We start from the raw sequence: 17,401 nt of genomic DNA on the forward strand, positions 1-17,401 counted from the left end.
TCCGTGAGAATTCCGGGGGTGTCGAAGTGATGCCCGCTTTCCGGCTCCTCACTCGTCTGGGGCAGACAAACAGGGCGTAGTACGACAAATTCACACAGGCTGGGTGGCGGTGTCCCGTGAACCGCCCCCGGAGGTCCGAAGTGCCGCGACTGCCGCGACGTCCGCGCCTGCTCCAGCGCCCCCGACTGCGCAGTACCGCCGCCATGTTCACCACCCTCTCGGCACTCGCCGCGAACTCCCTGATCGGCGGCCCGGCGATCGCCGAACCCTTCTCCGTCGCCCCCTGCGCCCTGACCCGCACCACCGCCCACCACTCCGAGGGCCTGGACGCCTGGAACCCGGCGTACCCCCGCCCGGCCCGCGCCCTCGACGCGGTGATGATCTTCCTGTCCTTCCCGGACGCGGCCCCCCTGACCACCCCCGCCGAACTGGCCGCCGACCACTTCCCCGCCACCACCCGCTTCTTCCGGCAGGCGTCCTACGGCCGCTTCACGCTGCGCCCGCATCCGCTGAAGCACTGGATCCGGATGCCGAAGCCGTCCACCGCGTACGCCATACAGCGCGACTGGCGGCCCGAGAACCGGGCCGCGTACCTGCACGACGCGCTGGCCGCCACCGACCCCCAGGTCGATTTCTCCCGCTATGACCTCGTCTACTTCGTCGCCGACCCGGACGCGCCCGGCGTCGACTCGGACGCGACGAAGGTCGTCAACCTGGACACCCCGCTGCGGGCCGACGGCACGGACATCCGGCGGGTCGTCACGGTCTTCGAGAAGCATCCCCCGGACCGTCTCGTCCTCGCCCACGAGACCGGCCACGTCTTCGACCTGCCCGATCTCTACCACCGCCCCGCCGACGGCAAGGGCGACTGGGACACCTACGTCGGCGACTGGGACCTGATGGGCAGCCAGTTCGGACTCGCCCCCGACCTGTTCGCCTGGCACAAGTGGAAGCTGGGCTGGCTGCGACCCCGCCAGGTGGCGTGCGTACGGGGGCCGGGGCCGACCCGGCTGACCCTGGAGCCGCTCGGCGCGGGACCGGGCGTACCGGTCGCCCGCGCCTCCGGGGCGCCGGCCTTCGGGCTCGGCCACGGCATCAAGCTCGCGGTGGTGCGCACGGGCCCCGACAGCGTGCTGGCCTTCGAGGCGCGCGGCCCGGTGGGCGACGACCACGCGGCCTGCCGGGCCGGCGTCCTCGTCTACCGCGTGAGCAGCGGCGCGCGGTCCGGCCGCGGCCCGGTCGAGGTGATCGACGCTCATCCGCGCACCGAGGCCTGCTGGGAGAACTCCGTCTACCCGCCCCTCGCGGACGCCCCGGTCGCCCTCGGCGAGAGCTTCACGGTGCCGGGGAGCGGAGACGGAGACGGGGACGGGGGCGGGGTGCGGGTGGCGGTGGAGGGGCGCACGGTGTCGGGGGAGTGGACGGTGACGATCACGCCGAGGGTGAGGGGCTGAGTAGGGGAGTGGGGGAGTCTTTTTGGGGGAGGGGTACGCAAAAGGCCCCTCGCTGATGCGAGGGGCCTTGCCGTCTGTGCGCCGCCAGGGACTCGAACCCCGGACCCGCTGATTAAGAGTCAGCTGCTCTAACCAACTGAGCTAGCGGCGCTTGGTGACGTCGTAGACCTTAGCATCCTGATCCTGGGGAGGAGAAATCGAAATCCGCACGGCCGAACGGGCCGCCCGGACCGCCGCCCACAGCAGGATCTCGGGCCCCGGCAGCCAGGGGTGACGGGTGTCCGGGGCGACCATCCAGCGCGTCGAGGCACCCTCCAGCGCCGGGGCGAGCGCGGGCACGGTCACCGCGTCCCCGGTGCCGTGGCACAGCAGCGGCGGCACGGTGGCGGCCCGGCCGTCCCGGCGGCCGTCGGCGCTCCACTCCTCCCACTCCAGCAGCGAGGGCAGTCGCTGGGCCGTCCCCGGCGCCGCGAACAGCAGCGTCCGCCCCCGGAACGCGGCCACCGGGCCGGAGCCCGGCCCCTCGCTCCACAGCCGGTCCAGCATCAGCCGCCCGAACATCGCCGGCGCGCTGACGATGTCGAACACCGACCCGCAGGGCAGGACCACCGGGGCCTGCGGCCGCTCCTCCCAGAGGGCGAGCGTGCTGCGCGGATACGTTCCGGCGGAGGCCAGCCAGGTGGCGCCGTCCGGGGTGACGCCGATGGTTTCGTCGCATGCGCTGCTCATACCGACATGTCTACCGGCAGTGAGCGCCCGAATTCACAGGGTTGCGGGAAACGGGTACGGACCCGCACCGGACCGGGTATCTTGCCCACCCGGCATATGCCGGCAGCCCCTTGTTCACGCCGACGGGTCGGCGTGCCCCCGCCCCTCGGCGTCGCCGCGCAGCAGATCCCGGCCGAACTCGACCATCTTCTTCGCGTAGTCCTCGGTCCACTCGGCCCGTACGGCGATGTCCGCCGACGTCAGCCGGTCGAAGCGGCGCGGATCGGCGAGCTGCGCCGCCGCCATCGCCTGGAACTCCACCGCCCGGTCGGCCGCCGCCCGGAACGCGAGCGCCAGCTCCGTCGCCCGGGTCAGCAGCGCGCCCGGATCGTCTATCGACTCCAGGTCGAAGAAGTGCTCCGGATCACCGGCCGCCTCGGCGGGCTCGAAGAGCAGGGGCGCGGGGCGTAGCCGCGGTTCGTTCCGACGCGGCGTGGGCTCCGCCATATCTCGGCCTCCTCATACGGTTCGGATGCGGACCACCCCCCATTCTCCCCCGCCAACGCAAGAGACCAGCGGCCCGCACCTTCAAGGCTCCCGGGCCTCCCGATGTTCCCGGCACATCAGGGCCGCCAGGTCACCCGGTGTTCCGCAAGATGCGCCAGCACCGCGTGGTTCGCTTCCCAGCCGTCCGGGGCTGTGTTCATCGGCCGCCTTCGGCGGCGTGCCGGACTCCGTCCGGCGGGAGGTGGTGTCGTGGTCGGTGTGCTTTGCCGGGCGGTGAGTCTCACGGCTTCCAGGTCACCCGGTGTTCCGCAAGATGCGCAAGCACCGCGTGATTGGCCTCCCAGCCGTCCGGGAATTTGACGACGGTGCCGAGCTGGATCGGTTCTGTTGAGGGGTAGTCGTCCAGGAGGTCGGTGACGCCTGCGCGGCAGACGACCACGCAGGCGTGGCGGTGGCGGGAGGCCAGGACGCACAGGCGGCCCGTTTCCAGGTGGAAGGCGGTGGCGTCGGGGCGGCCGGAGAGCGGGTGCAGGATCACCGTGACGTCGAACTCCATGCCCTGGAGGCGGTTCGCCGTGTCCACGGTGACGTCTGTGACGCCCAGTTCCGCCAGCGCCGCTCGGACCGCCGCCGCCTGGTCGCGGTGGGCCGTGCCGACGGCGATCCGGTCGGGGGTCAGGGGGGTCGGGGCCGGGGAGCGCTCCGACACCGCCTCGCCGGCTCGGTCCAGCAGGCGTCGGACGACCGTCGCGACCGCCCGTACCGCCTCCGGGTCGGTGCGCGGGGTGTGCCGGGCGGGCAGCTCCAGCAGGCCCCAGCCCGACTCCGCGGCCTCGTCGATCACCCGGTCGGCGCCCGAGCCGTCCGAGGCCACGGCGAAGGACAGCCGGCGGTCGCCGTGCCCGGTGCCGCTGCGGAACGGCGTGAAGGGGTAGAAGGCGTCCGAGACCAGGGGCGCGGCCGACGCCGGGAGCCGCCAGGACACCGGCAGCCGGTGCTGCGGCAGTTCCGGGTTGTGCGCGAGGAGCGTGCTCACCGCCGAGGCCGACGGGTCGTACGACAGGCCCGCCCACTGCTCGCCGCCCACGATCGAGAACGGGTCGAGCTGCCCCGGGTCGCCCACGAACAGCGCCCGCTCGAACAGCCCGGCCACGGCCAGCAGCCCGTCCGACCGCATCTGGTAGGCCTCGTCCACGATCGCGTGCCGCCACGGCTCGTCGACCTTCACGTGCGCCCACTTGGCGGCGGTGGAGATCACCACCGGCAGCCCTGCCAGCTCCGCCGCCTTCGCCGACTTCCGGACGTTCGGCAGCTCGTCCAGCACCTTGTCGTACGGGTCGGCGTCGCTGCTGTGCAGCCGGCCCACCGGCAGCTCGGGGTTCTTCTCGGCGAGCCGTACGACCAGGTCGTCGACCTGTGCGTTGGTCTGCGCGACGACCATCAACGAGCGTCCCGCGTCGGCCAGTTCAAGCGCCGCGCGGACGACGAGCGTGGACTTCCCGGCGCCCGGCGGGGAGTCGACGACCACCCCGCGCGCGGTGCCGTGCAGCGTGTCGCGCAGGATCGCGTCGGTGGCCCGGCCGGCGGCGGCACCGGGATCGAACACGGCCGTGCCGGTCTGGGCGGTCTGGGTGGCCTCGGCGGTCACAGGGTGTCCTCCTGGGTCACGGAGTCGGGGGCTTCGGGCGTCTGCTCGCCGGGCGGTCCGCCGTGCGTCCACGGCGTGTCCTCCGGGTCGGGCAGCTTCGCGCCGCCGCGCTGTTCGTGTTCGAAGAGCGTGAAGCAGAGCCGGTCGCCCTTCTCGGGCACGGACCCCGCCTCGGGCTCCTTGCCGCGGCCCATCTTGTCGACGATCCGCAGCACCAGCAGCCCTTCACCCCCATCGCCCTCTTCGCCCGCCTCGTCGTCCCAGCGCACGAACTCCGCCGCCTGCGGCTTCCCGCCCAGCGAGCGGAACACCCGCGCCCGCTCGCCGAGCCGCGGCCGGTCGTCCGTCCGCACGGTGACCAGCGGGCGCGGGCTCGGCCGCTTGCCCTCGCTGTACGTCATCACGACGTCGACGACCTCCCCCACGAACGCCTCCCCGGCCAGCCGCCGCCCCGCCATCACCAGCGGATCGTCCAGCGCCTCCTGGGCCTCCAGTCGGGCCTGTTCGCGCTCGCGCGTGGCGAGCTTGTTGGCGGCGGTCACCGCGTCGTCCCGGCGCGGCTGCGGGGGCTCGCCGGCGACGACCCGGTCGCGGTGGCCGGTGAACGACCAGCGGTCGCGCGTCCACCGCTCCTCGACATGCGCGCCCTCGGGCAGCGCCCGCAGCAGCTCCAGGCCGTCCCACACCTTCTCCCAGGTGGGGAGCGTACGGCTGCGCACCAGCTCGTGGATCTCCCGCTCGGCGGCGGTGAGCGCGCCCAGCCGGTCGTCGGCCTGCACGCCGTCCTCGGCGGCGGCCAGGGCGGTCCGCGCGCGGTCGTAGCGCTCGATGGCCGGGGCGAGCAGCTTGTTGTCGAACGCCGGGTCGGTCGCCGGACCGGCCGGCGGGCACTCCAACTGCCCCTGCGCGTCCCGCGCCAGCTCCGCCCGCAGCGCGGCCCGCGCCCCCGACTCGCCCGCCGGCGGGGCGAGCCAGGCCAGCAGCGCGCCCAGATGCTGGTCCTCCAGGCTGGACTGCCCGGTCGCCCAATGCCGGCCCAGCACCTCCGTCAGCGCCAGCAGCAGCGACGACCCCGGCACCCGCGACCGCTCCCCGAAATGCGTCAGCCACCGCCCGAGCAGCGGCACGCGCGGCGGCGCGGGATACGGCGTCTGCGGGTCCTGCTCCGCCGTCCGCCGAAAGCGCATGGAGCGCCCCAGGAGGCGTACGAAGTCGACGCCCGCGCGGCTCGGCACGATCAACTGGGGTGCGTCCGCGCACAGTTCGACTTCGACCTTGACGCGCTTGCCGGTCTCCGGGTCGCTCTCGCTGCGCTCGGCCGCCTCCACGGCGTCGGCGTAGCCGTCGATGTAGGGCAGGACGACGTCGGCCAGTTCGGCGAGGAACGCGAACCTGAGGTCGCGGTCGCGCGGCTGCGCCACGACCAGCAGCCGTGGCGCGTCCCGGTCGGTGCCGACCAGCGCGCCCAGCGGCGCGCCGGCCTCACCGGCGGTGGTCAGCGGCACGAGGACCAGCGGCCGCGCGGAGAGGTGCCGGTGGCGGACGGTGGCGGTGGGCTGGGCGCGGCCGGTGGAGACGGCCTCCAGACGGGCGAGGGTGGCGATCAGCGACACATCGCCTCCAGGGCTTCGGCACGCAGTCGCGCGGCCCTGCGCAGGGCGGCCACGGCCGGGTCCGCCGGGTCCCCGGCCTCGCCGTGCGCCGCCGCGAGGACGCCGTCCACGGTCGTCAGCCCGCCCAGTTCGGCGCGCACCGACCGGCCCAGCGAGGTGACCGCGCCGGCCGCGCGGGAGCGGTCGCGGCAGTGGAAGGCCAGCTCGCAGGCGGCCAGGCACTCGGGCGCGTACGTCGCCGGGACGGCCTCGACGGCGGCCGTGAGCTGCTCGGCGGGCAGTCCGGGGGAGAAGCAGGTGCCCTCGGGGAGGGCGTCGGCGATGTCCTGGATGCGGGTGAGGCGGGCCAGTTGGCGGCTGGTGACCGCGCGCTGCTTGCGTACGTCCACGGCGGAGGCGGTGGGCAGGTTGGAGAAGTCCTTGGGGCAGACCAGGAGCACCCGGTGGCGCACGCGCGGGGGAGGGTCGAGGCGGGCGGCGACCTGCTCGAGGGCCAGCACGTAGACGGCGGCCTGGCGGGCGGCCGCGCCGACCTTCGCCGGGTCCGCCGAACCGTCCAGCATCGGGAAGGACTTGATCTCCACGACCGTCCACCCGCCGTCCGGGTGGACCACCACCGCGTCGGGCTCCAGGAAGGCGGGGGAGCCCGCGACGTCGAGGGCGATCATCGGGTGGTCCAGGAGCGTCCAGGTGCCGCTCGCCGCGGTGGCCTCGCGCAGTGCCAGCGCCGTGCGCGCGGTGCGGCCCTCGGGGCCGATCGCCGACAGGTCGGGCACCGCCGCCCGGGTGGGCGGTTCGGCGCCCGGGTCCAGCCGCTCGTGCACCAGCCGCAGCAGCTCCGCGCCGCCGTCCGCCTTCACCTTCGCCTCGAACGCGTTGCCGCGCGTGAGGGCGAACTGCGACTGTCCGAACGCCGACGGCGAGCCCAGCGCACCGGCCAGCGCCGCTTTGTCCACCCCTGCGCCGTCGAGGATCGCGCGCCGCTTGCAGCCAGGGTTCGCGGCGAGCGCCGCGAGGGCGCGGGCGTCCAGCGCCTTGGCCGGTACGTCTGGCCCGCGCAGGTCAGCGAGCCGCTGCCGGAGCGCCGTCCCCCGCGTCCGAGGGAGAGGCGTCCGGCTCGGCTCCGGGCCGGGGCCGTGACTCGCGCTGCCGTGGAATTCGCTCACCCGGGGAAGTCTGGCATCCGCCACTGACAATCGGGTCCGATGTGCCGGGAGAGTCCGCCGGGAGCAGCGGGACCCGGGCCGTGAACCACACCCGCGCCCGGTCCGCGCCGCGCATCACCAGCGGGGTCAGCAGCAGCCCGACGCCCATCACGGCCGCGCCCGCGACGGCGTCGAGGAAGTAGTGGTTGGCGGTGCCCATCACCACGATCGTCGTGACCAGCGGGTAGCCGACGGCCGCCGTCCTCGCCAGTCGGCTGCCGCTGCCGTACCGCCACAGCATGACGCCGCACCACAGGGCCCAGCCGACGTGCAGGCTCGGCATCGCCGCGTACTGGTTGGTCATGCCCCCCATGCCGCGCGGTGCGCTCGCCTCGCCGCCCCACCAGCCGTACGAGCTGTACTGGGCCATCGTGTCCACGAAGCCGTGGCCCGCCGACAGCAGCCGGGGCGGGCAGGTCGGCAGCAGCGTGAAGCCTATGAGGCCCATGAACGTGGACGTCATCAGCCAGGTGCGGGCCGCCCGGTAGAGGTGGGAGCGGGACCGGAACAGCCAGACCAGGATCGCGGGTGTCACCAGGTAGTGCAGCGACGCGTACCAGAAGTCGGCCGGCACGCCGATCCACGCCTCGCTGCGGAACAGCCGGTTCAGCGGGTGTTCGGCGTTGATGTGCAGGAACTTCTCGACGCGCAGGATCGCCAGGCCGTGGTCGACGGCGGTCGTGACATCGCCCCGCGCGAGCAGCCGGCCCGCCGAGTAGCAGGCGTACACGAGCAGGATCAGGGGCAGCTCGGTCCACCAGCGCAGCCGTGTCCGCGGGACCGCCTCGGTGCCTGGTGTCTCGGTCTGCGGCATCCGATCGCCTCCCCCTTCGTGTCGCTGTCTCGTGGCCGTCTGCTGGCTGGTGTCCGGTCGCCGCGGCGCCCGGTGGCGCGGGACGTGCCACTTTACGGCGTATGTGCGCGCCTCTCATGGCCGCCCCGGATGTCAAAGACGCCGGGATCGCCCGCCGGGTTGCCCCTTTTCAGGGTGAGCGATGATGGAGGTGATCCGCCTCTGATTTCCCCCTGATCGCTCCCAGGGTTTCCCCGGAAAGGTCCCCCATGGCACCGCGCATCCTGCTGGCCCGGCACGGACAGACGCAGTGGTCGCTGTCCGGAAAGCACACCGGCAGGACCGACATACCCCTCCTGGAGGAGGGCCGCCGGGGGGCCAAGCTGCTCGGCGAGCGGCTGCACCGGGCGCCGTTCGACGGTCTCGCGGACGTCGAGATACGCACCAGCCCGCTGGTCCGCGCGCGGGAGACGTGCGAACTCGCCGGCTTCGGCGACCGGGCCACCACCTGGGACACCCTCATGGAGTGGCACTACGGCGCGTACGAGGGCCTGACCCCCGCCGAGATACAGGCCGTCCGCCCCGGCTGGCTCATCTGGCGCGACGGCGTCCCCGAGGGCGAGACCCTCGCCGAGGTGACCGCCCGCGCGGACGAGGTCGTCGCCTGGGCCCGCGCGGCCGACCGGGACGTGCTGGTCTTCGCCCACGGGCACATCCTTCGCTCCATAGGAGCCCGCTGGCTGGGCCTGCCGCTGGACTTCGCGGCCCGCATCCGCCTGAACCCGACGTCCCTGTCGGTCCTGGGCTGGGCCTACGGCGAACCGGCGATCGAGAGCTGGAACGACCTGGGGCACCTCGCCTGAGGCCTCAGGGCCTCAGGACCTCAGAGCCCTAGGGCGGGTTCACATCGTCCTTGGTGTGGAGGCGTGCCGTTCCAGGAACGTCGACACGCCGCCCGCCCGCCGGTGCGGCAGCAGGACGCGTGCCGTGCCGGCCAGCATCGTCTGGATCCGGGACGACTGGACCTGGCCCAGCAGGTCCAGGACCCGCATCCCGGCCACCGCCGCCTCGTCGGGACGGCCCCCGCGCGCGAGGTCGTCCGCCAGTTGGGCCGTGTACAGGGCGATGTTCCGGGTGAAGTGCGGGTCCTGGAGGTCCGCCGCCCGGCCCGCGTGCCGGGCCGCGCGCGGCCAGTCGCCCAGCGTCGACCAGCACTGCGCCTTGAGCCCCTCCAGCTCGGCCGCGCCGTAGAAGCTCATCCACTCGGGGTCGTCGTCGCAGGGACCCCGCTCGAAGAGGGCCTGCGCGCGGACGAGGGCCTGTTCGCAGCCGGTGCGGTCGGCGAGCCCGGCCCAGCCGCCCGCCTCGCGCAGCGCGAGCAGCGACATCAGGCGGGGCGAGCCCAGCGGGCGGGCGACGCGCTGGGCGGCCTGGGCGGCGCGGACGGCCTCGCGGGGGCGGCCCGCGTCCCGCGCGAGGAACGCCGTGTTGCAGAACGCGTGCGCCTCCAGCGCCTCGTCCCCGGTCATCCGGGCGGTCGCGAGGGCCTCCGCGTAGTGCGAGCGCGCGTCGTCGAACCGGCCCGAGTCGTGGGCCAGCCAGCCCACCGAGATGGCGAGTTCACCGGCGCCGGAGTGCAGCCGGTCGGCGGTCGTCTGGCGGGTCGTCCCGGCGTCCAGCAGCGCGAAGGCGGCGCGCAGCGGAGCGGCCGCGCGCCGGTAGAGGCCGTCCGCGCCGTGCCGGTCGTCCAGCAGCCGGATTCTGCGGACCGCTTCTTCGAGGGCGCCCGCCTCGGTCGTCCCCGCGCGGCCCACGGGCCGTGCGGCCGACGACGCGTCGCGGGCGAGCGCGAAGGGGCCCAGGGTGGCGGCGGCCATCGTGGCGCCTCCGCCGGTCATGAATGCGCGACGCAGCACGTCGCTCTCCTCGTGGTCGTGGTGGTGCGTGTCGTACGGGTCCTGCGTGTCATACGGCTCGTGCGTTGCGCCCGTCTCACCTGTCTCACCCGTCTCCCCCGGGCCCGGGCTGTCACCGGCGGTGCGCGCCGCCCGGCCGCGAACGGACGCGCGGGGCGCGAACCCCAGGTCGGTGAGCGTGCGGCCGGGGAACATGTGCAGGAACACCCGTTCGTACGCGTAGTTGGGGCAGCGGATCTCCCCCGCCTCGACCCGCCCGATGTAGCGCGCGTCACAACTGACCCGCTCGCCGATCTCGCGCGCGGCCCGTCGTACGAGCGCGGCGAACTCGGCCGGTGAGCGCGGTCCGCGCACCTGCCGGAAGGCGAGGTTGGGCCGGGCCGGCCGGTCGGGCCGAAGGGGGGGAACCGTTGACGACGCCATGGCCGGGTCCTCTCGTGCGAACCGTCGAACCATGCCGGATTTGGGGTGAGTTGTCCGTGTGGCACCCTTGTTCCCGGCGGGCAAGAACGTACCTGCTGTGGCCCGGTCGTCACACGGTGTTTGGCTACAAACCGGATATCTCATCCGCGATCTGCCATGAACTGCCATCCTTTGCGGCGGACTTCCGCCGTAGCCCTTGACGCCGTGCCGCGTTGAGCCTTGCGGAGTACAGGCGGGCTGCGCGGTGGAGGTCGGGATGGAGACCAGCCAGAGCAACGATCCTTGTATGCCGTCGGTGGCGGCGTGCGACCTAGTGACGGTGCCCACCCGTCAGGGGCTGGAGGCGGTGGACATCCTGCGGCGGGGGCCGGCCGCGGACGGAGTGGGGCCCGTCCTGCACGACGACGGCTGCGGCACGCTCGGCTTCGTGGTGCCGGCCGGGACGGCGGCGGCCTGGGACGTACCGGGCAGCACCTGCACGGAGACCGACGGCCGCGGCCTGCGGCTCGCCCCCGAGCCGCCGGTCGAGGGCTCGGACTGGCTGGTGCCCCCCGGCGAGGCGGACCTCGCGACGGACCCGGCGGTGCTGCGGCGGGCGCTGGGCGAGGCGGCCCGCCTGATCGAGGCGGCGGACAGCCACCGCTGAGCCCGCGGCCGGCCGGCCGGGCGCGCGGGGAGCGCTCGCGGCCTGCGAAAATGCGGGTATGGCAAAGTCCAGGAACACCCGGCGCGAGCGGGACGCCGAAGCCGCCGTCGTCGAGACCGTCGACGGCGGCCTCGCCCAGCTCGTACCCGACCGGGACCGCGCGCGGGCCTGGACGCTGCTCATCGACGGAGCCCCCCAGTCGCACGTCGACCTGGACGACCCCGCCCACCTCTCCTTCGAGTACCAGCGGCGCATCGGCCACGTCATCGACCTCACCGCACCGCCCGGCAAGCCCGTGCACGCCGTGCACCTCGGCGGCGGCGCCTTCACCCTCGCGCGCTACGTCGCCGCCACCCGCCCCCGCTCCACCCAGCAGGTCGTCGAACGGGACGCCGCCCTCGTCCAACTGGTGCGCCGGGAGCTGCCGTTGGACCCGGGGGCGCGGATCAGGGTCAGGTCGCTCGACGCGCGCGAGGGGCTCGCCAAGGTGCCCGACGGCTGGGCCGACCTCGTCATAGCCGACGTGTTCGGCGGCGCCCGCACCCCCGCCCACCTCACCTCGACCGAGTTCCTCGACGAGGTCCGCAGGGCGCTGAAGCCCGGCGGCCGCTACGTCGCAAACCTCGCCGACGGCCCGCCGCTGGCCCACCTGCGCGGCCAGATCGCCACCGCCGCCGCCCGCTTCCCGGAACTCGCGCTGCTCGCCGACCCGACCGTGCTGCGCGGCAGACGGTTCGGCAACGCCGTACTCGTCGCCTGCGACCTGCCCCTGCCGATCGCCGAACTGACCCGCCGGGCCGCCTCCGACCCGCACCCCGGCCGCCTCGAACACGGCCGCGCCCTCACCGACTTCACCGGCGGCGCGACACCGGTCACGGACGCGTCGGCGGTGGCGTCCCCGGCCCCGCCGCCGTCGGTGTTCCACTAGCTCCCGGTCGGCTGTCGGTGGCCTGTTCCCACAGGTCAAGACCCGTGCGCAACAGTTCGCGCACGGCCGTCGTCTCGTCCTCCGTCCAGTCCTCGCCGCCGAAGACCTTTTCGTAGGCGCTGTCGTGGACCGGTCCCTGCACGGGAAGGGGCGGGCCGGCCGGCAGGCTGCGTGCGAGGTCCTCGAAGAAGTTCCACGCCTCCAGCAGCAGGCCCGCCGACGCCGAGTCGCCGTGCGGGCACTCGACCCACCGCTGTACGGCGTCCAGATCGAGCGTGCCCTCTCCGTCCGGGACGAGCTCCCAGCGGTTGCGGTCGCACTGCTCCCGCAACGCCTCGTGGCCGGGGAACGTCAGCAGCCGCCCCCGCTCGTCGACGGCCACCACGTCAGGGGCGTCGCCCTCGCCGGGGCGCCAGATCAGGAGCAGGTCCGCCGTCCTGCTCGTGATGCGGTACGGATAGTGATCGGTCATGCGGTGTCTCCCGAGGCAGGCGCGGCACGCCCCCACGGCGTGCCGCGCCCTGTTCCCATGGTGGCAGTCGGTGTCAGTGCGTCGCGACGTCCGGCAGTGTGCCCGTGCGGGCCGCCTCGCCGTACCAGTGGGCGCTGGACTTCGGGGTGCGGGTCTGGGTCGCGTAGTCCACGTACACCGCGCCGAAGCGCTTCTCGTAGCCGTACGCCCACTCGAAGTTGTCCAGCAGGGACCACAGGTAGTAGCCGCGGACGTCCGCGCCGTCGGTGATGGCGCGGCGGACCGCCGAGAGGTGGCCGTGCAGGTAGGCGACGCGCTCCGGGTCGTGGACGCGGCCGTCGGGGTCGGGCTTGTCGTCGTAGGCCGCGCCGTTCTCCGTGATGTAGAGGGGCAGGCCCGGGGCCTCCCGGGTGTAGCGCATGATCAGGTCGTGCAGGCCCGTCGGGTCGATCGTCCAGCCCATCTCCGTGCGCTCGCCCGGAGTCTGGTGGAACGCCACGTCGTCGGCGGCCGGCCACGGGGAGTGGGCGCTCGCGCCGTGCCCGTCCGAGCGCGGGCCCTGCGCCGTGGTGTCCGCAGCCGAGACCAGCGTCGGCGTGTAGTAGTTCAACCCCAGTGCGTCCAGCGGCTGGTTGACGGCGCGCAGGTCGCCGTCCAGGACGTACGACCAGTCCGTCAGGGACGAGGTCGCCGCGAGCAGGGTCTCCGGGTACGCGCCCCGCAGGATCGGGTCGTGGAAGACGCCGTTCGCCAGGTCGTCGATCTTGCGGACCGCCGCCAGGTCCGCCGGGTCGCCCGGTGAAAGCGGGCGCACCACCGAGGAGTTGAGGCTGATCGCCACCGAGTTGCGGGCCGGCATCGCCGCGCGCAGCGCCGAAGTGCCCAGGCCGTGCGCCAGGTTGAGATGGTGGGCCGCCTTCAGCGAGGCCGCCGGGTCGGTCCGGCCCGGCGCGTGCACGCCGGACGCGTAGCCCAGGAACGCGCTGCACCAGGGCTCGTTGAGCGTGATCCAGTTCTCCACGCGGTCGCCGAGCGCCTCCCCGACGATCTGTGCGTACTCGGCGAACCGGAACGCCGTGTCCCGCTCCGGCCAGCCGCCCGCGTCCTCCAACTCCTGGGGCAGGTCCCAGTGGTAGAGCGTGACGGCCGGCTTGATGCCCTTCGCCAGCAGCTCGTCCACCAGCTTGCGGTAGAAGTCCAGGCCCACCTGCACCGCCGGACCGCGGCCCGTCGGCTGGACCCGCGACCAGGAGATCGAGAAGCGGTACGCCGACAGGCCCAGGTCCGCCATCAGCGCCACGTCGTCGCGGTAGCGGTGGTAGTGGTCGACAGCGATGTCACCGGTCTCGCCGCCGGCCGTCTTGCCCGGCGTATGGCTGAAGGTGTCCCAGATCGAAGGGGTACGGCCGTCCTCCCGCACCGCCCCCTCGATCTGGTACGCGGAGGTCGCCGCGCCCCAGAGGAAGGCGGGAGGAAAGGTGACCGGAGTAACGGGCTCAGGCATGGAAGCGCTCCCATGAAAGGTCGTCGCAGGTCATCGAGACGACGGGGTTGAGGGGGGTGGTGGTGCGAGGTGACACGAGGGGGCCGGGGCGACGGTGACCCGGCCCCCCTCCGAGAACGCGAAGAACGTACAGAACGCGCTGGACACGCTGGACACGATGGACGTGAACGACGCGCTGGACGTCGTGGAACCGCAGGACAGGGCGGGCAGGCACCGCAGGGCCTCAGCCCTTCACCGCGCCCTGCATGATGCCGCCCACTATCTGCTTGCCGAAGACCGCGAAGACCAGCAGCAGCGGCAGGGTGCCCAGCAGCGCGCCCGCCATGATCAGGGACTGGTCCGGGGTGTAGCCGCGGCCCAGGCCCGCGACCGCGACCTGCACGGTCGGGTTGCCGGTCTGGCTCAGCACCAGGAACGGCCACAGGAAGTCGTTCCACGTCTGGACGAACATCAGCATGCCGAGCACCGCCATCGCGGGGCGCGCCGCGGGGAACACCACGTGCCACACCACGCGCCAACTGCTCGCGCCGTCCATCCGGGCCGCCTCGATGATCTCGTCCGGCAGCGCCTGGATCAGGTACTGCCGCATGAAGAACACCCCGAACGCGCTCACCAGCGACGGCAGGATCACCGACTGCAACTGGTCGGTCCACTCCAGCTTCGCGACCAGCATGTACAGCGGGATGATGCTCAGTTGCGGCGGCACCATCATCGTGCCGATCACGATCAGCATCAGCGCGCCCCGGCCCCGGAAGCGGAGCTTGGCGAAGGCGAACCCGGCGATCGTGGAGAGGAAGACGATCGTCGCCGCCGAAGTCCCCGCCACGATCGTCGTGTTGACGAACGCCTTGCCCAGATTGGCGTCGTTCCAGGCCACATCGAGGTTGTGGAAGAGGTTCGAGCCGAACACGAACGGCGGCGGGTTCTGCGCCAGCCGGTTGTTGTCCCGGGACGCGGCGATCGCCGTCCACACCAGCGGGAACAGCGAGACGATGGTGAACACGCCCAGGATGAGATAGGCGACCGGGCCGCCGTGCATCTGCCCGCCCGCCCGCGCGGACTTGGGCCGCCGCACCCGGCGGGCCGTCGGCACGGTGTCCTCGGGTCGTACGGACGTCTCGGTCGTTGTCGTTGTCGTCGTCGTCACGGCCGGTACTCCTAACTACTGGCGCGCAGCCGGCGCGAGATGACGTAGTTGACGATGCCGATGACGATCAGGATCAGGAACATCGTCCAGGCGATCGCCGAGGCCCGGCCCAGGTGCTGGTTCACCCAGCCCTGCTCGTACAGATACAGGCCCAGCGTCTGGAACTGGTGCTCCGCGCCGCCCGACGCGCCCTTGTTGGCGTCGAAGAGGAGCGGCTCGCCGAAGACCTGACTGGCGCCGATCGTGGACACGACGACCGTGAACAGGATCGTCGGGCGCAGCGACGGCAGCGTGACGTGCAGGAACTGCTTCCAGCGGCTCGCGCCGTCCAGCGCCGCCGACTCGTACAGGTCCTGCGGTATCGCCTGCATCGCGGCCAGGTAGATCAGCGCGTTGTAGCCCGTCCACCGCCAGACGACGATCGTCGACACCGCGATCTGCGACGGCCACTTGTCGTTCTGCCAGTCGATCGCGTCGATCCCGGCGAAGTGCAGCGCCCAGTTGATCATGCCGTAGTCGCGCCCGAAGAGCAGCACGAAGACGAGCGAGGCGGCGGCGATCGACGTCGCGTACGGCGCGAGCATCGCGACCCGGTAGAACGTCGAGGCGCGCAGCTTGTAGTTGAGGATGTGGGCGAGGCCCATCGCCATCAGCAACTGCGGGACGGTGGAGATGATCCCGATGGTCAGGGTGTTCTTCGCCGCGTTCCAGAAGAAGTCGTCGTCGAAGATGCGCGTGTAGTTGCGCATCCCCACCCACGTCATGTCGGTGGGCGCGGTCAGCTCCACCTGGTGCAGCGAGGCCCAGCCGGTGTACACGAGCGGGAACAGCCCGAACGCGAGAAACAGCAGGAAGAACGGCGAGACGAACGCGTACGGACTCCAGCGCATGTCCCGCTGCCAGCGGCGGGACAGCCGGGACCGGCGCCTCTGCTCCGCCTCCGTGGCGCCGCCGGGCGGGCGGCCCGGGGCCGCGCCCCCCTCCTTCACGGGGGGCGCGGCGGTGTCGTGGCGGGTGGCCATACGGGTCACTTGTCCAGGTTGTTGTCGATGGTCTTGGTCGCCGTCTGCCAGGCTTCCGCCGCCGACTTGCCCTTCGTCACGAGGATGACGCCGTTGTCGGTCAGGCCCTGCTGGATGATCTGGTCCTTCGGGCCGATCACCTGCACCGGCGTGGTCTTGGCGGCCTCGGAGAAGACCGTGCCGATCGGCGAGTCACCGGTCATCTCGTTCTTCGCGCCGGTCACCTCCGCCATGGTGTACGTGCTCGGCGCGCTCGGGAAGTTGCCCTGCACCTTGAACAGCTTCGCCTGCTGCTCGGGCGCGGTCAGCCAGGTGACGAGCGCCTCGGCCTCCTTCACGTGCTTGCCGCTCTTCGGCACGCCCAGGAAGGAACCGCCCCAGTTGCCGGACTTGGGCGCGACGGCCACGTCCCACTTGCCGGCGTCCTCCGGCTTCGCCTTGCCCTTGATGGTGCCGAGCATCCACGGCGGGCAGGCGATGGTGGCGAACTTGCTGTTCGCGATCGTCGTGTCCCACGACTGCTGGAACTGCGTCTGCGGCTGGACCAGACCGTCCTCGGCGGCCTTCGCGGTGAGGTCGAAGGCGGCCTTCACGGCCGGGTTCGTCTTGTAGATGATCTCGCCGGAGGAGTCGTAGAACTTCTCCTTCTCACTGCTGAGGATGGCGTTGATCAGGCCGCCGGGGGAGTCCATGAAGAACGTGCCGGCCTTGGCCTTCTTCTTGTACTGCTGGCCTGCGGTGACGAACTTGTTCCAGTCGCCCGCCCACAGCTTGCCGACCTCGGTGCGGTCGGTGGGCAGCCCGGCCGCCTGGAAGAGGTCCTTGCGGTAGCACAGGGCCATCGGGCCGACGTCGGTGCCGAGACCGATCGTCGCGCCGTCCTTGGTCGTGGCCTGCGCCCACTTCCAGTCCAGCCAGTTGCTCTTGCTCACCCCCGAGACCTTCGACATGTCCTCGAATCTGCTGGCCTGCGTCGCCACGACCTCGGCGATGTTGCCCACTTCGATGGCCTGGACGTCCTGGAGGCCGCTGTTGGTGGTGAGGTGGTTGACGAGCGCCGGGTAGTAGTTCTCGTTCCGCTCCGTGACATTCTCGGCGATCTTGATGTCGGGGTGGAGCTTCTCGTACTCGGTGTAGAGCCCGGCTTCCTTGAAGCCCATCGTGCCGAACAGACCCAGGGTGATCGTGGTCTTGCCGCTGCCGCCGCCCGACGTACCGCCGGAAGCGTTGTCGTCGCCGCTGTCGTCGGCACAGCCGGCCAGCAGCCCGGCGCCCAGCGACGCGACGGCCGCGAGGACCACCACCCTGCGGGTGGATCGGGTACGTGCTCGCATTACGTCCTCCTGTTGCCCTGACGTGCCGACCCCCCGGCCAACTGCATTGTTGGGCCCGTTAGTTACTCGCTGCGGCTCGGG

At 72.5% G+C, this 17,401-nt stretch carries 16 protein-coding genes and 1 tRNA gene; 4 read left to right on the top strand and 13 right to left on the bottom strand.

Features of this window, described 5'->3' with window-relative positions; all coding sequences use genetic code 11:
* The first annotated feature begins 203 nt into the window (after positions 1-203).
* Positions 204-1,454, top strand: coding sequence for a M6 family metalloprotease domain-containing protein (locus BMZ82_RS07065; RefSeq protein WP_093772968.1), 1,251 nt, complete (start codon positions 204-206; stop codon positions 1,452-1,454).
* A 77-nt stretch (positions 1,455-1,531) separates the two neighbouring features.
* On the opposite strand, the gene BMZ82_RS07070 is transcribed toward BMZ82_RS07065, so the two are convergent.
* The 7 genes from BMZ82_RS07070 to BMZ82_RS07100 form a co-directional block, all read right to left on the bottom strand.
* Positions 1,532-1,605, bottom strand: a tRNA-Lys gene (locus tag BMZ82_RS07070).
* A complete protein-coding gene (locus tag BMZ82_RS07075) occupies positions 1,596-2,183 on the bottom strand; it encodes a bifunctional DNA primase/polymerase (RefSeq protein WP_093772806.1) in 588 nt (195 codons plus the stop codon). Before BMZ82_RS07075 ends, BMZ82_RS07070 begins: the two co-directional genes overlap by 10 nt.
* Positions 2,184-2,297: 114 nt before the next feature.
* Complete coding sequence (locus tag BMZ82_RS07080) at positions 2,298-2,669, bottom strand: hypothetical protein (RefSeq protein WP_093772808.1); 372 nt, start codon at positions 2,667-2,669, stop codon at positions 2,298-2,300.
* A gap of 280 nt (positions 2,670-2,949) precedes the next feature.
* Positions 2,950-4,317, bottom strand: a complete 1,368-nt coding sequence (locus BMZ82_RS07085; protein WP_256251802.1) for an AAA domain-containing protein — start codon at positions 4,315-4,317, stop codon at positions 2,950-2,952.
* Positions 4,314-5,930 carry a hypothetical protein gene (locus BMZ82_RS07090; RefSeq protein WP_093772810.1) on the bottom strand — a complete coding sequence of 539 codons (1,617 nt, stop codon included), beginning with the start codon at positions 5,928-5,930 and terminating at the stop codon, positions 4,314-4,316. The genes BMZ82_RS07085 and BMZ82_RS07090 overlap by 4 nt, the downstream gene beginning before the upstream one ends.
* Entirely contained in the window at positions 5,921-7,096 is a 1,176-nt protein-coding gene (locus BMZ82_RS07095; RefSeq protein ID WP_371271162.1) for a hypothetical protein, read from the bottom strand. The genes BMZ82_RS07090 and BMZ82_RS07095 overlap by 10 nt, the downstream gene beginning before the upstream one ends.
* Positions 6,993-7,949, bottom strand: a complete 957-nt coding sequence (locus BMZ82_RS07100) for a phosphatase PAP2 family protein (protein WP_093772812.1) — start codon at positions 7,947-7,949, stop codon at positions 6,993-6,995. Before BMZ82_RS07100 ends, BMZ82_RS07095 begins: the two co-directional genes overlap by 104 nt.
* A 248-nt stretch (positions 7,950-8,197) precedes the next feature.
* Between BMZ82_RS07100 and BMZ82_RS07105 the strand changes: the two genes are divergently transcribed.
* Complete coding sequence (locus tag BMZ82_RS07105) at positions 8,198-8,791, top strand: histidine phosphatase family protein (protein WP_093772814.1); 594 nt, start codon at positions 8,198-8,200, stop codon at positions 8,789-8,791.
* 39 nt (positions 8,792-8,830) lie between these two features.
* On the opposite strand, the gene BMZ82_RS07110 is transcribed toward BMZ82_RS07105, so the two are convergent.
* Positions 8,831-10,267, bottom strand: coding sequence for an NsdA family TPR-like regulatory protein (locus BMZ82_RS07110; protein ID WP_093772816.1), 1,437 nt, complete (start codon positions 10,265-10,267; stop codon positions 8,831-8,833).
* A gap of 256 nt (positions 10,268-10,523) precedes the next feature.
* Here BMZ82_RS07110 and BMZ82_RS07115 point away from each other — a divergent pair, with 256 nt between their 5' ends.
* Both BMZ82_RS07115 and BMZ82_RS07120 read left to right on the top strand, forming a co-directional pair.
* Entirely contained in the window at positions 10,524-10,913 is a 390-nt protein-coding gene (locus BMZ82_RS07115) for a hypothetical protein (RefSeq protein ID WP_093772818.1), read from the top strand.
* 58 nt (positions 10,914-10,971) lie between these two features.
* Positions 10,972-11,841 (top strand): spermidine synthase, encoded by an 870-nt coding sequence (locus BMZ82_RS07120; protein WP_093772820.1) that lies wholly within the window; start codon positions 10,972-10,974, stop codon positions 11,839-11,841.
* Here the strand turns inward: BMZ82_RS07120 and BMZ82_RS07125 are convergent.
* The 5 genes from BMZ82_RS07125 to BMZ82_RS07145 all read right to left on the bottom strand — a co-directional run bounded on the left by BMZ82_RS07125 (position 11,786) and on the right by BMZ82_RS07145 (position 17,320).
* Positions 11,786-12,313 (bottom strand): hypothetical protein, encoded by a 528-nt coding sequence (locus tag BMZ82_RS07125; RefSeq protein WP_256251803.1) that lies wholly within the window; start codon positions 12,311-12,313, stop codon positions 11,786-11,788. The two genes, BMZ82_RS07120 and BMZ82_RS07125, sit on opposite strands and share 56 nt — an antisense overlap.
* Before the next feature lie 73 nt (positions 12,314-12,386).
* Complete coding sequence (locus BMZ82_RS07130; protein WP_093772822.1) at positions 12,387-13,817, bottom strand: GH1 family beta-glucosidase; 1,431 nt, start codon at positions 13,815-13,817, stop codon at positions 12,387-12,389.
* A gap of 223 nt (positions 13,818-14,040) precedes the next feature.
* Entirely contained in the window at positions 14,041-14,910 is an 870-nt protein-coding gene (locus tag BMZ82_RS07135; RefSeq protein ID WP_093772974.1) for a carbohydrate ABC transporter permease, read from the bottom strand.
* Between the two features lie 65 nt (positions 14,911-14,975).
* The gene (locus BMZ82_RS07140; RefSeq protein WP_093772824.1) at positions 14,976-15,986 is read right to left on the bottom strand and encodes a carbohydrate ABC transporter permease; all 1,011 of its coding nucleotides are present in this window, start codon (positions 15,984-15,986) and stop codon (positions 14,976-14,978) included.
* A 5-nt stretch (positions 15,987-15,991) separates the two neighbouring features.
* Complete coding sequence (locus tag BMZ82_RS07145; RefSeq protein WP_093772826.1) at positions 15,992-17,320, bottom strand: ABC transporter substrate-binding protein; 1,329 nt, start codon at positions 17,318-17,320, stop codon at positions 15,992-15,994.
* Positions 17,321-17,401 lie beyond the last annotated feature (81 nt).

The sequence above is a fragment of the Streptomyces sp. yr375 genome (genome assembly GCF_900110755.1).
Lineage (GTDB): Bacteria > Actinomycetota > Actinomycetes > Streptomycetales > Streptomycetaceae > Streptomyces.